We start from the raw sequence: 13958 nt of genomic DNA on the forward strand, positions 1-13958 counted from the left end.
TTCTATTTTTGCCGCATGGCAAATCAAGAAGATATTTTTAAAAAAGTCGTGTCCCACGCAAAGGAATATGGTTATGTGTTCCAATCCAGTGAAATTTATGATGGGCTCAGTGCCGTTTATGATTATGCGCAGAACGGTGCCGAACTAAAAAAGAACATACGCGAGTACTGGTGGAAAGCCATGGTGCAGCTCAATGATAATATTGTAGGTATAGATGCAGCTATCTTCATGCACCCGACCACTTGGAAAGCCTCTGGGCACATAGATGCCTTTAATGATCCATTGATAGACAACAAAGATTCCAAAAAACGATATCGTGCCGATGTTTTGGTAGAGGATTATGTTGCCAAAATCGAAGCGAAAATAGAAAAGGAAGTAATCAAGGCTGCAAAACGTTTTGGCGATAAATTCGACAAAGAACAATTTTTGGCCACCAACCCTAGGGTCTTAGGCTATCAAGAAGATGCCAATACCATCTTGAAACGATTGGGGAAATCATTGGAAAACGAAGATTTGGCCGATGTCAAAAAACTCATAGAACAATTGGGCATCGCATGTCCGTTGTCGGGATCCAAAAACTGGACAGATGTAAAACAGTTCAACCTTATGTTCGGCACCAAATTGGGAGCCTCGGCCGATAGTGCCATGGATTTATACCTAAGGCCCGAAACCGCCCAAGGTATTTTTGTCAATTTTTTGAACGTGCAGAAAACCGGGCGTATGAAAATTCCTTTTGGTATAGCCCAAACGGGAAAGGCCTTTAGGAACGAAATCGTGGCGAGACAGTTTATCTTTAGAATGCGTGAGTTTGAACAAATGGAAATGCAATTTTTCGTTCAGCCCGGTACGCAAAAGGAATGGTATGAAAAGTGGAAGGAAAATCGCATGAAATGGCATCTTTCCCTAGGGTTGGGCGAGGAGAACTATCGTTTTCACGATCATGAAAAGCTGGCCCACTATGCAGATGCCGCTTCGGATATTGAATTTCGTTTTCCCTTTGGCTTCAAAGAGTTGGAAGGAATACATTCCCGAACCGATTTTGACTTGGGCGCACATGAAAACCACTCCGGTAAAAAATTACAATACTTTGATCACGAACAAAAGGAAAATTATGTGCCCTATGTCGTAGAGACTTCAATAGGTCTTGATCGTATGTTCCTTGCAGTATTTTCAAATGCCTTAAAAGAAGAGGAATTGGAGAATGGTACCACTCGTACCGTTTTGAAGTTGCCGGCAGTCTTGGCACCCACGAAAGCGGCCGTTTTACCTTTGGTAAAAAAGGACGGATTGCCAAAAGTGGCCAAAGACATCATAGACGACCTCAAATGGGACTTTAACGTGTCATATGATGAAAAAGATGCTGTTGGTCGCAGATACCGCAGGCAAGATGCCAATGGAACACCATTTTGTATTACGGTAGATCATCAAACCTTGGAAGATAAGACCGTTACCATTCGCCATCGCGATACCATGGAGCAATCACGTGTAGCTATTTCTGCGATCAAGGAAATAATACACCAAGAAGTGGATATGAAAACGTGGTTGCAAAAAATAGGATAGCATTTATACAGAGATCAAAGCGTGTATTTTAACTGTATACTCCCATAAAAATTTCTATCGTTCCCAGGATAAAAATAACGGGGCTCGTTACCGCCAAAACTCCTTGCATTGATCAGTACCGATTGTGCGTATAGGGTGTTCATGATGTTATTGATGCCAAAATCTACCCCAATGCTGAAATTATCCAATACCTGCTTTTGATATCCCATTCTTGTATTGAATATGTTGAAAGAGTCGCTGTACAGGGTATTTGCGTCCGTCAAAGAAATTTCATCGACAAATTGATGTATTATGTTCCAGTAAAAGCCAGCTGAGTGCTTCAGTTGTATACCGGTATTGATTCTATGTTTTGGCACGCCCGTCAATGGATTACCAGAAAAATCGTCATCCCCATCTACAAAATCGATAAAGCTATGGTTACTTAGGGTGTAATTCAAGAAAGGGGATAAGGTTAACTTAGCGGTAACGGCAGCAGTATAGGTAAGTGCTAGGTCAATGCCTTGGTGTCTGGTCTTTCCGGCATTTCTACCGATAAATTGATCGTCCCCTACACGTTGTGCTACCAAAAGGTCGTTAACGTCCATTTGATAGAGCGCAAGGTTTACCGAAAGTCTTTTCTTTAGGAGAGTCAACCTACTTCCAATTTCATAATTTATTCCTTTTTCTTGGGCTATATCTGGATTGATAACTCCATCGGGAGTCAAGGTTTCCTCTAAGCTTGGGTTAGAGAATCCACGACTTATGTTACCGTAAAACGAACTTTTGTCGCTGAGTTTATATTCCAAGGTAAAATTGGGCAGTAGTATAGCGTTAAAATTTCGTGCTGCATTTTTGTTGCTGTCGTCCGTATTGAACAAATCCCTAAAATCATATTTGGTTTGGTTGAGATTAAGTCCTAATTGTACTGAAAATCTGGAGGTAAATGGGTAGGTGAACGTTCCAAAAATATTCGACTGTCTTCTAAATTCCTTGTTTTTGCTGATACGATTGCCCTGTAGGCTCCCATTGCCATTATTTTCTTGATACAAATTTTCAAAGGTACCCCAGTTATATTCATCTTTATATAGCTCAGCCCCAATGGTGTAGTCGGCAAAAGATAGTTTACCCGAAAAAGAAGTGCGAAAACCGTAACCGTTGGTAAATTCATCCAAAATATTGAAAGGTCTAGGTTCGTAGTGGTCCAAATACGTATAAAAAACACTGGTTGTGTTCTCTAAAGAAGTGTCAAAGCTGTGGGTATAGGAGAGTCCTGCCAAAGTGTATCTGTTGGCTTCAAAACCTTGCGAAGCCCCCCACGTAAAAGCTGCTTGTCTCGGGTTTTCAATAAAATCGGTCTCACCAAGGGAGCTTGGTATTTGGGCGGTATAATCAATATGGTTCAATAAAAAAGTAATGGAGTTTTTCATATTGATTTTAAAGGTTGAATTCAACAAAAAGCCATCACGTTGAAAACGGTTGTTCTCTCTGAACCCGTTGGTGTTCAAATGCCCGTATCGTATGCCAAACGATAGTTTATCGTCATTATGCTCAAAACTTAGATTGTTTTTTAGTAGACCATATGAACCAAATGTAAAATTGTTGGTAAAACGGGTAAAATCATCTATTGATTCTTTTGTGTTCAACAATATGGCGCCTCCTAGATTTGTACCAAAGGCGCTACCTTTTGGCCCTTTGATGATTTCTATACTGCCTAAATTTTCAATATCATATGCCTCTAAAGTTGAAGATCCTGTACCATTGGTTACGGGAATGCCGTTAAAATAAAGGCGAAGCTTATCGGTTCCGAAAGGGGTTCTGGCGCCAATGCCCCTGATGGTAATCCTATTAGTGTTCAAAGCTCCGGAGAGGAGATAAACCCCAGGAATTTGATTTATTATCGAAGCGGCATCAATGGGGCTATAATTCCGGAAAATTTTTGGGCCAATGATTTCCGATGGGGTAATCCCATTAGCTTTTTTTTTAATGGCCTCTTCCAATAAAATAACTTCTTCAAGAACAGTGACACTATCTTTTTTGGCGGGTTCTTGGGCAATGCCCCAAACCATTGCAAAACACAGGAAAAAACCAGAAATAGCACCTTTCATTTGTTTGGGAATAAGACTGTGAAATTAGGAATTAAAACCGAAACCCTAATGAAAGTCCGGCTCTGTACATGAAGGTATTTTGAAATTCTTCGGTTTTTACATTTCGGCCTAGCCCCGCATTTATTTCCAATGAAAATTTTTGACTTCTGGTGACCCATTTATTGCCTATGCCAAGGCCTAAAGCAAAGGTGTTATAATCTCTTGATGGTTGAGCGGTGTTGTTCTGTGTTTCCTCTTCTCCGGTATAATAAAGCCCAAAAGCCTCGGCAAAGAAACCACTTCTTGGGCGATACCCGAAATAAGCCCTTACATTTGGCCCTATACCAAAGTTGCCGTTATAGTCGGCAGCATCATTATCGGCATATAAGGTACCTCCAATACTTACATCTTGGTTCAAAAAATATTCATAGGAACCTTCTACCGTTGTAGTCGCTAAAAATAAACCTATGTTGAGTTTTATCTCGTGGTCGTTTTCAAATTGGGGATAAGCCTGGGCATTTGAGAAATAACCGTTGGTTATAATAAAAAGTATAATCATTTTTTTCATGAGATCTTGAAATTATGCTTGTTTAAAATCAAATGCTATTCCAAAGTTAAATTATTTACCGAGTTTAATACAGGTAGTATTTTTATTGGAGGTTTAGTTTCGTTATTTTCGAGCAAATTTTATGTATGAAAATAGTATCATATAACGTTAATGGGATTCGAGCAGCGTTGAACAAGGGTTTCTTGGAATGGTTGCAAACCGTTGACCCAGATGTGGTTTGTCTTCAAGAAATCAAAGCAATGGAAGAGCAATTGGACCTTTCGCTTTTCGAAAATGCCGGATATTCGCATAACTACTGGTTCAGTGCGCAAAAAAAAGGATATAGCGGTGTTGCCATCTTATCAAAAACGAAACCAGACCATGTAGAAGTCGGGACCGGAATCAAGTATATGGATTTCGAGGGGCGAAACCTAAGGGCCGATTTTGGCAATCTTTCGGTCATGAGCATGTATTTGCCTTCGGGAACCAATCAGGCAAGGCTGGAACATAAATTGACGTATATGGCAGATTTTCAGAAATATGCCGATAAACTTCGCAAGTCACGCCCCAATTTGATTGTGCTGGGAGACTATAATATTTGTCACGAGGCCATAGATATTCACAATCCCGTTGGCTTAAAAAATGTTTCGGGATTTTTGCCTGTGGAACGGGAATGGATAGGTAACTTTATCAAAAGTGGCTTTATTGATAGTTTTCGTCACTTTAATTCCGAACCCAATAATTATACCTGGTGGAGCTATCGTGCCAATGCGAGAAACAACAACAAGGGTTGGCGTTTAGATTATGCTATGGTCAGCGAGCCTCTAAAAGATAAGCTAAAACGTTCCGTTATCTTGTCCGAGGCCAAGCATAGCGATCATTGCCCGATTCTAGTAGAATTGGATTAAAAATAATACCATATTTAAACTTTTGGGAACATTGCAGTCGCTTCTGAAGTGTTAAATTTGCAATAGAAACCCTACAATTAATTTTCAATGATTTATACCAAACTCCCCCATACCGATATAGAGGTAAGCAAAATTTGTCTAGGCACAATGACATGGGGACATCAAAATACCGAAGCTGAAGGTCACGAACAAATGGATTATGCCGTGGATAAAGGGGTCAATTTTTTTGATGCTGCCGAATTGTATCCAGTACCAGCTCATCCCGATTATCAAGGGGAAACTGAAAAAATAATAGGGACTTGGTTTAAGAAAACAGGAAAAAGGGATAAAATAATTTTGGCATCCAAAATTGCAGGGAACGGCGATTATACAAAATTTATTAGAACCACAGGTTTTAAGAGGGAAGCCGTAATAGAAGCAGTTGAAGGAAGTTTACAAAGACTCCAGACCGATTATGTAGACTTATACCAATTGCACTGGCCAGAAAGGAATACCAATTATTTTGGCCAACGTGGCTATAAGCACGACATCACAGATTATTGGGAAGATAATATTCATCAAGTTTTGGAAACTTTACGGGATTTGATTCGTGAAGGAAAAATAAGGCATGTAGGTATATCCAATGAAACGCCTTGGGGCACCATGCGTTATTTGGAAGAAAGCAAGGTGCATGCCACGCTCCCCAGAAGTATTACCATTCAAAACCCGTACAGTTTGTTGAATCGTTTGTTCGAGGTAGGTCTTTCAGAGATATCAATGCGAGAGAAAATAGGCCTTCTCGCTTACTCCCCATTGGGTTTTGGTGTACTCAGCGGTAAATACCTAGGGGATAGAATGCCCGAGGGTGCTCGTGTTACCATGCATCCTAGATTCAAAAGATACAGCGGAGAGATTTCAAAAAAAGCTACCCAAAAGTACTATGAACTGGCACAAGCCAACGATATATCCATGGCCCAAATGTCTTTGGCATTCGTTAATACGAGACCTTTCGTTACCAGTAATATCATTGGGGCTACCTCTATAAAACAGTTGGAGGAAAATATTGCCAGTATTGATGTAAAACTAACCGATGAGATTTTAAAGGGGATAGAAGCCATTCATGACGAGTTTCCTAATCCAGCTCCGTAGCTTTACGATAATCGCCAAGTTTAAAGATTCGGTCGCTTGTATCGAAATATAGAATTTTTGGTTTTACCGGTATTGAGATCACTTACCCAAATAAACTGCCGACGACATCTTCAATACGGGAAGCTAGTATAACTCGTATTTGGGTGTTTTTTAGACCTATTTTGTTATTTTTTGATACGTAAATTGATGTAAAGCCTAATTTTTCTGCTTCCAAAATACGCTGGTCTACCCGTTGTACGGGTCGTATTTCGCCTGCGAGACCTACCTCGGCGGCAAAACAGATGCCTTTTTCTATCGGGATGTCCTCATTACTGGAAAGAATGGCGGCGATAACGGCCAAATCAATGGCAGGGTCATCAACTGAAATGCCTCCGGTGATATTCAAGAAAACATCTTTGGCCCCCAGCTTAAATCCCGCTCGTTTTTCGAGTACGGCCAAAAGCATGTTTAGGCGTTTTGCATTATAACCAGTTGTGGACCGTTGGGGCGTACCATACACTGCGGTACTGACCAATGCCTGTATTTCTATCATCAAAGGTCGCATGCCCTCAATGGTAGAAGCTATTGCTGTACCGCTGAGCCCTTCATCGTTTTTGGAGATCAGGATTTCGGACGGGTTGTTCACTTGCCGTAAACCACCGCCCTGCATTTCGTAAATACCGAGTTCGGCCGTTGAGCCAAACCTGTTTTTTAGGGAGCGTAAAATTCGGTATACATAATTACGGTCACCTTCGAATTGAAGTACCGTGTCTACCATATGCTCCAATATTTTAGGCCCGGCTATTGAACCGTCTTTGGTAATATGACCGATCAAGATAACGGGCGTATGGGTCTCCTTTGCAAATTTGATAAGTTCCGCAGTACATTCCCGTATTTGTGAGATACTTCCTGCTGCGGATTCAATATAATCTGAATGCAACGTTTGGATGGAATCGATTACCACGATATCAGGTTCGGTAGCTTCGATCTGCTGAAAGATATTCTGTGTTTTTGTTTCCGTAAGGATAAAGCAGGTCTCACTATTGGGATGAATACGATCCGCACGCATCTTTATCTGTTTTTGACTTTCCTCACCTGAAACATACAAGGTCTTGTAGGGTAGTTTCAATGCTATTTGAAGCAGTAGGGTGCTTTTTCCCACACCAGGCTCTCCGCCCAACAGTACCAACGCTCCGGGAACAAGCCCGCCACCTAAGACACGATTGAACTCTAGATCAAAGGTGTCGAGGCGTATTTCCCTGTTTATCGAGATTTCGTTTATCCGTAAAGGTTTAGTTATTTTTTTAGAGGTATTGGCAGGGCTCTTCCAACCCGATTTTTCCTCTTTTTGGATTATTTCCTCTGCAACGGTGTTCCATTCCTTGCAAGCACTGCATTGCCCTACCCATTTAGCGTATTGGGTGCCACAATTTTGACAAAAAAAAGCGGTTTTGGTTTTGGCCATTCCTAAATCAAAGGTTAAGCCATAAAGATAGAACTTTGCCGTTTAAAAATGTTCAGTAGGTTTACGGGTTTTGTGACTAATATGCCTTTTAAAAATGTTGGACAAGATTTTAACCAATTGGACATTGATTTAAAACCCGAAATCGGCCTTGAGCGCATCAATTTTTTCAAGAGCCATTTCTTTGGTCAAGAAATCGATTTCTTCCATACCAAAGGCTTTTTCAAAAGTGCGTAACGCTTTTTTGGCCTCGCCCAATTCCTCATAATATTCGCCCTCAAAATAAAAGCCCATCATGGTTTCGGGAAATTCTTTTTTACAAAGGTCAGAAAGAGGTTTTAGAGACTCGAAATCGTCTTTTTTACGGCTTGCAGCATAAATGGCCATGATGTCGTTTAACTCCACCTTTTTCTCAAATCCAAATAAATCGGATATCATACTATATTTCTTTTCTAAATAGCTGAATGCAGGTTCTTCCGAAGTCAATATCTTTTCTTTGTACTCTTTTGGGCTTATTTGTTTGAACATTTGAAAGGTTCTGTCCCATGCTTTTCCCAAGCCGTAAGTGGCTACTGAAGTCTCGTTGGCATCGGCATATTCATCAAAATAGTAGTGGATATTATCCTTTTCCAATTTTTTTAATTCCGCATCCATTTGGGCGATACGATTTCTATTTGCGTTCTTCTCACCTGAAGTTATCAAATGATAAAAAATATGTTTTTCCATGGCTGCTAAACGTGAAGGTACCCTAGTTTCCATTTCAGGTGCCAAGGTCGGTGAGATGCTTATATAGGCATTAAAAAGCGATTGTTCCTTGAACAGCCAATAATTCATAAAGTTTGCAGTAATACCGTACCCTACGATCATTTTAAATGGGGCGGTTTTGTAGTTAAGGTCTAGATAAGGAATAATTTCCATGCCCAAAAACTCATAAAAAAGTTTTCCTTTTTCAGAAGGCAAACCATTTTCCTCAAAAGCACAATCATCAAAACGTAAGCCATCCTTATTTTGATGAATACCAACTATAATTGCTTGAGGCATTCCTTGAAATTCGCTATTGAACTTTGAAACGGCCACTACTTGGTCGAATAGATATTCGGCATCCATAACGACGATCAAAGGGTATTTTTTTTCTTCGGTATAGTCTTCGGGAAAATAATATCGGACATCCCTTCTTTCCTGTAATTTGAAGGATTCAAAAATCTCTTGTTTTACTTGTGCGGATAATCCAAAGCATATTGCAAATGCAAAAAAAGACACTAAGCGTTTCATCGTATTGGTTTTGGCCAGTAGAATTTCTACTTATTTCTGTTCAATAACGGTAATAACAGAAAAGATATTGCACCGAAGAAAATGACCATTGCGGTCTGTGCTATCCACATGATCCAGCCAAACGCAGTACCAGATACCGCACTTATCCCAAAAATCTCAAGAGATTTACTTACGGCAATAGGGAAGGCCAAAAACCCGCCATTGGTCGTCGCCATGGCGAAAGCACCGCCAACAAATGCTACCAACAAAGCTCCAAAAGAAAGTCCGGTAGTTTCCAAAACGGTAAATTTAATGACCCAAAACATCATGATATAAGCCCCCCAAATAAAAAAAGTATGAAAAATAAACGCCCATTTACGCTTCATTTTAAAGACACTTAAAATGCCGTCCAAAAGACTTTTTAGAAAATTTTTGAGCTTGACAGCAAAGGCAGAGGTAGATTTTTTGACCAATCGTATGGCTATTACCAATCCAATGATGCCAATGGCCAAAATAACGCCGCCACTAAGTATGCCGAGCCCCGATTCTTGTATAAAACCTAAAATAAGGTCGGTTTGGAGCAATAATGCTATTGATATTACCAACAAAAGCATAATGAGGTCAATAATCCTTTCAGTAACTATAGTGCCTATTCCTTTCTCGAAGGGAACATCCTCATATGTGGCCAAAGCTGTGGCCCTAAGTATCTCCCCCGACCTTGGAATACCCAAATTGGCCAAATACGCCGTTAAAATGATCAGTACGTTATTGGTTATTTTGGGTTTGTACCCCAAAGGTTCAAGTAGATAGTTCCACCGTATGGCCCTTGAGACATGGCTGAGAATGCCTATGGCTATTGAAACGCTTACCCAAAATAAATCGGCTTCGCGAACATACTTGATGATTTCCTTGCGTTGAAAAGGGGTTGTGGAGTTATATAGGTACCAGACCAAAAAAACTCCCAAGACTATTGGGAGTATTATTTTTAGTGTTTTTTTAATCGATTTGTTCACAATCAGTTTAAGAGATTGTTTTCCTCATTGGGGAATACCAAAGATGGGTTGAAAGTTTTGGCCTTCTCAATATCCATTCTTGCGTAGGTTATTAAAATAAGTACGTCGCCAACGGCTACTTTTCGAGATGCGGCACCGTTTAGGGTTATTTCACCACTATTTCTTGGTCCCGGTATGGCGTAAGTCTCCAAGCGTTCTCCATTATTGTTGTTTACGATCTGGACTTTTTCGCCTTGGATAATATTTGCGGCATCCATCAAATCTTCATCAATGGTAATGCTGCCAATGTAATCAAGATCGGCACCGGTAACTTTTACACGGTGAATTTTTGATTTTACGACTTCAATTTGCATGGCACAAAGTTAATCAATTCAGGGCTATATTATCTATTAGCCTAACCTCCTCGGCGTAAACGGCGATAAAAGCCCTATATTTTTTATTTTTATGTTTTTTTTGAAAAGGTCGGAGTGTTTCAGCATCGGTAATCTCAATATATTCCAATTGAAAATCGGGGTGTTGCTTAAACCTGTTTTCAACCCACTCTATGATAGAATCAGCACTTTTCGTGCCAAATTTTTCCTTGGCAGACAATAGGGTTTGGTATATGAGTGAGGCGCTATGCCTCATGGTCTCGGACAAACGTTCATTTCTTGAACTTAACGCCAACCCATTTGGCTCTCGAACTATGGGGCATCCTATGATTTTGACAGCAAGGTTCCTTATCTCAACAAGTTTTTTTATGATTTGCAATTGTTGAAAATCCTTTTCCCCAAAATACGCTATATCGGGAGCTATTACGGTCAATAAAGCTTCAACTATCGTCCCGACGCCATCAAAATGACCTTGTCTAAAAGCTCCTTCCATCACCTGGTCCAATCCATCAAAATCATAGGATTTTGCAGAGATTTCATCTGAATACATTTCAGATACCGGTGGTGCAAAAACCAGTATTTCCTTGGAGATGGTTTTTATCAAACCAATATCTTTTTCCAAGGCTTTCGGATATTTTTTTAAATCGTCCTTATTGTCAAATTGCGTGGGGTTTACAAATATACTTACCACCACCACCTTGTTCTCTTCAAATGCCCTTTGTATAAGGGTCAAATGCCCCTTATGCAGTGCGCCCATAGTGGGTACAAGACCTATACTGTGTTGTTCTGGTTTTTCGGAAAGCACGTTGGTCAATTCCTTTTTGGTACGGAATACTTGCATAATAACTTTGGAATGGGCGAGCAAACTTACTATAATTACTGCTATTCTGCATAATTTTTGTAATTTTGCAGCCACGATTGCGCGAAAAATAAAATCACAACTTCTATGAATGGTAAAAAGATATTGTTTGTATCTTCTGAATTAGTTCCTTATCTCCCCGAAAACGAAGTTTCTTTAATGTCTTATGAAACCCCTCGAATGGTCAACAGCAACGGGGGACAAATACGTATTTTCATGCCCAGATATGGAAACATCAACGAAAGAAGGCATCAACTTCATGAAGTGATACGTTTGTCCGGTATGAATTTGGTCATCAACGATATGGATATGCCCTTGATAATAAAAGTGGCCTCTATTCCAAAGGAACGTATACAGGTTTATTTTATAGATAACGAAGAGTACTTTAAGCGCAAAGCGACTTTTGCCGATGAAGACGGTAACCTCTTTGCCGACAATGATGAGCGTGCCATCTTTTTTGCCAAAGGTGTTGTAGAGACCGTGAAAAAATTGAATTGGTCGCCCGATATCATTCATGTTCACGGTTGGATGGCATCTTTGCTGCCCATGTATTTAAAACAGTACTATGAAGATGAGCCCTTGTTTGCGGATAGTAAAATAGTGATGTCCGTTTATGGGAAAAGTTTTGAGGGCGAACTGGATAAAGAAATGCACAAAAAAGTAGCTTTTGATGGGATTTCCGAAGATAAAATCGAAGCACTCAAAACCCCCGACTATAATAATTTGTTAAAAATAGCCGTAGATTTTTCCGATGCGGTTATTTTAGCATCGGAAGATATTCCAGAGGATTTAAACAACCATATCGCCAACCTTCAAAAACCGGTGTTGCCATATGTTTCTTTACAAGAGTTTGAAGAAGCCTATGCCAATTTTTACAACACAGAAGTTTTAAAATAACTTACATGATTTTTTTTAAGAGAACTATTTTTCCTGCAATGGTAGGATTGCTGCTGATTGTGGCATTCGTTTCTTGTGAAGAGGAAATGACCACCATAGGTGAAGGTGTTATAGCAGGCGAGCCGTTTACTACTGATGTTGCGGTATTTGATGTGTTTGCTTTCAATAAAAATATAACTGCGGTACAGACCAACAGACTCCCCTTGTATCAGTTGGGAAAATTCAACGATCCAGTGTATGGCAATACAACGGCCAGTATTACCAGCCAGTTACGCTTGAGTACACCCAACCCTCTTTTTGGTACCTTGAGGCAAGATGTAGAGGATAATCCCGATACCTCAAAACCTGCTGAAATAGACGAGAATGAAACCGTAAAAGAGGTTTTTTTATATATACCCTACCAAACCAATACAGGTGATCGTGATAGGGATGGTGTCCCAGATGCATTGGATAATGAGCCTGACAATCCCAACAATGATAGTGACGGCGATGGGGTTTCGAATATTCAAGAAGACCGTAACAATACCGACCCTTTAAATGAAGATACTGATGGCGACGGTATATTGGATGGAGTAGATGATTCAACATTGGGCGATCGTTTTGCGGCAACCTTTGATTTGGATAGCATTTACGGAAAAGGAGTCGGCGAGGAATTTAATTTAAAGGTAGAAGAATCCACTTTTTTTTTAAGGGATTTAGATCCCAGCACAAATTTTCAGGAATCACAGGAATATTTTTCAACCCAGGAATTCTCACCCACTTTTACCGGTGAAGTTTTTTTTGACGGTGCTGTTACTATTGATGATAAAGAAATACTCTTCGTAGTTGAGGAAGACGACCCTGAAACCGATGTGGACGAAGCAGGAACGATTTCTAGCAAATTGTCCCCTGGTATACGAGTGCCTTTACCTGCTGCATTTTTTCAAGAAAATATTTTGGACAAGGAAGGTTCTGCAGAATTGTTCACCAACGCTAATTTCAGTGAATTTTTCAGGGGAATACATTTATCTGTAGATAGCGATGTACTTTTGTTATTGAACTTAACGGCTGCTAACATTACGATTACCTACGAGCACGATAGCTACGATAGTGATGAAGAAACCACTGTGAAATTGGAAAAAGAGTTTGTCATAAACTTTTTGGCCGGTGGTGGAAACCAAGCGATAACAGGCAACGCAGTCAATACACTGATAAATGAAGCCTACCCTACCGATATTCAAGAAGAACTTGATAATGAGAATAACGCTTCAAAAATATATTTAAAAGGAGGTGCCGGTTCTTTTGCGGAGATAAAATTGTTTGACGAAAACAATGAAAGAGAGACCATTGATCAAATTAGGGCCAACAATTGGATAATCAATGAGGCCAACCTAGTATTTTATGTAGATAGGGAAACCTTGGACGATGCCGGTGGCGTTATCGAGCCATTACGGCTTTATCTTTATAATACCGAAACCAATGCCCCGTTATATAATGCCTTCGCGGAGCCTCAGGTCACGATATCAACACCTTTGACCGTTTTTCCATTTTATGATGGTGTTTTGAACAAAAACTCGGAAGATAATGGCATTACTTATAAAATACGTATTACCGACTATGTCAACAATTTAATTTTACGAGAATCCGATAATCCAACTTTGGGACTATCGATTACTTCGAACATCGGCATAACAAATTTGTCCAGCGCTATGATTCAGGGTGACGCAGAAGAATCGGCGGTACCTACCATGTCGGCGATTTCCCCACTGGGTACAGTTCTTTTTGGCAGTACTCCGGAAAACGGGGAACAAAGGCTGAAACTTGAAATCTTTTACACGCAGACCGACTAATTTATCCTGAATATACAAGTTGTAGGATTTTTTCGTTATATAACTGTTAATCGGATAAACTTTATATTTATCATTGTAAATTTGACCCTTT

The 13958-nt window shown here is 40.0% G+C and carries 12 protein-coding genes; 5 read left to right on the forward strand and 7 right to left on the reverse strand.

Features of this window, described 5'->3' with window-relative positions; translation table 11 throughout:
• Positions 1-15 precede the first annotated feature (15 nt).
• Positions 16-1560: a glycine--tRNA ligase gene (locus HYG79_RS09540; RefSeq protein WP_179241867.1), complete on the forward strand. Its 1545-nt coding sequence runs from the start codon at positions 16-18 to the stop codon at positions 1558-1560.
• A gap of 14 nt (positions 1561-1574) precedes the next feature.
• On the opposite strand, the gene HYG79_RS09545 is transcribed toward HYG79_RS09540, so the two are convergent.
• Together HYG79_RS09545 and HYG79_RS09550 are read right to left on the reverse strand one after the other, a co-directional pair.
• Positions 1575-3644 carry a TonB-dependent receptor family protein gene (locus tag HYG79_RS09545; protein ID WP_179241868.1) on the reverse strand — a complete coding sequence of 690 codons (2070 nt, stop codon included), beginning with the start codon at positions 3642-3644 and terminating at the stop codon, positions 1575-1577.
• A gap of 31 nt (positions 3645-3675) precedes the next feature.
• On the reverse strand, positions 3676-4182 hold the full coding sequence (locus HYG79_RS09550; protein ID WP_228027851.1) for a DUF3575 domain-containing protein: 507 nt from the start codon (positions 4180-4182) through the stop codon (positions 3676-3678).
• A 134-nt stretch (positions 4183-4316) separates the two neighbouring features.
• On the opposite strand from HYG79_RS09550, the gene HYG79_RS09555 reads away from it, so the two are divergent.
• Complete coding sequence (locus HYG79_RS09555) at positions 4317-5078, forward strand: exodeoxyribonuclease III (protein WP_179241870.1); 762 nt, start codon at positions 4317-4319, stop codon at positions 5076-5078.
• 87 nt (positions 5079-5165) lie between these two features.
• A complete protein-coding gene (locus HYG79_RS09560) occupies positions 5166-6206 on the forward strand; it encodes an NADP(H)-dependent aldo-keto reductase (RefSeq protein WP_179241871.1) in 1041 nt (346 codons plus the stop codon).
• 82 nt (positions 6207-6288) lie between these two features.
• Here the strand turns inward: HYG79_RS09560 and radA are convergent, their stop codons facing one another.
• From radA to panC, 5 genes are all read right to left on the reverse strand, one after another.
• Positions 6289-7650: a DNA repair protein RadA gene (gene radA, locus HYG79_RS09565; RefSeq protein ID WP_179241872.1), complete on the reverse strand. Its 1362-nt coding sequence runs from the start codon at positions 7648-7650 to the stop codon at positions 6289-6291.
• A gap of 129 nt (positions 7651-7779) precedes the next feature.
• Positions 7780-8919, reverse strand: coding sequence for an alpha/beta hydrolase (locus HYG79_RS09570; protein WP_179241873.1), 1140 nt, complete (start codon positions 8917-8919; stop codon positions 7780-7782).
• A 26-nt stretch (positions 8920-8945) separates the two neighbouring features.
• Positions 8946-9911: a lysylphosphatidylglycerol synthase transmembrane domain-containing protein gene (locus tag HYG79_RS09575; protein WP_179241874.1), complete on the reverse strand. Its 966-nt coding sequence runs from the start codon at positions 9909-9911 to the stop codon at positions 8946-8948.
• 2 nt (positions 9912-9913) lie between these two features.
• The gene (gene panD / locus HYG79_RS09580) at positions 9914-10264 is read right to left on the reverse strand and encodes an aspartate 1-decarboxylase (RefSeq protein WP_179241875.1); all 351 of its coding nucleotides are present in this window, start codon (positions 10262-10264) and stop codon (positions 9914-9916) included.
• Between the two features lie 13 nt (positions 10265-10277).
• Complete coding sequence (gene panC / locus HYG79_RS09585; protein ID WP_179241876.1) at positions 10278-11123, reverse strand: pantoate--beta-alanine ligase; 846 nt, start codon at positions 11121-11123, stop codon at positions 10278-10280.
• Positions 11124-11228: 105 nt separating this feature from the next.
• Between panC and HYG79_RS09590 the strand changes: the two genes are divergently transcribed.
• Positions 11229-12038, forward strand: coding sequence for a glycogen/starch synthase (locus HYG79_RS09590; protein WP_179241877.1), 810 nt, complete (start codon positions 11229-11231; stop codon positions 12036-12038).
• Between the two features lie 5 nt (positions 12039-12043).
• Positions 12044-13867: a DUF4270 domain-containing protein gene (locus tag HYG79_RS09595; RefSeq protein ID WP_179241878.1), complete on the forward strand. Its 1824-nt coding sequence runs from the start codon at positions 12044-12046 to the stop codon at positions 13865-13867.
• Positions 13868-13958: the final 91 nt, after the last annotated feature.

Source organism: Costertonia aggregata (assembly GCF_013402795.1).
In the GTDB taxonomy this organism is placed as follows: domain Bacteria; phylum Bacteroidota; class Bacteroidia; order Flavobacteriales; family Flavobacteriaceae; genus Costertonia; species Costertonia aggregata.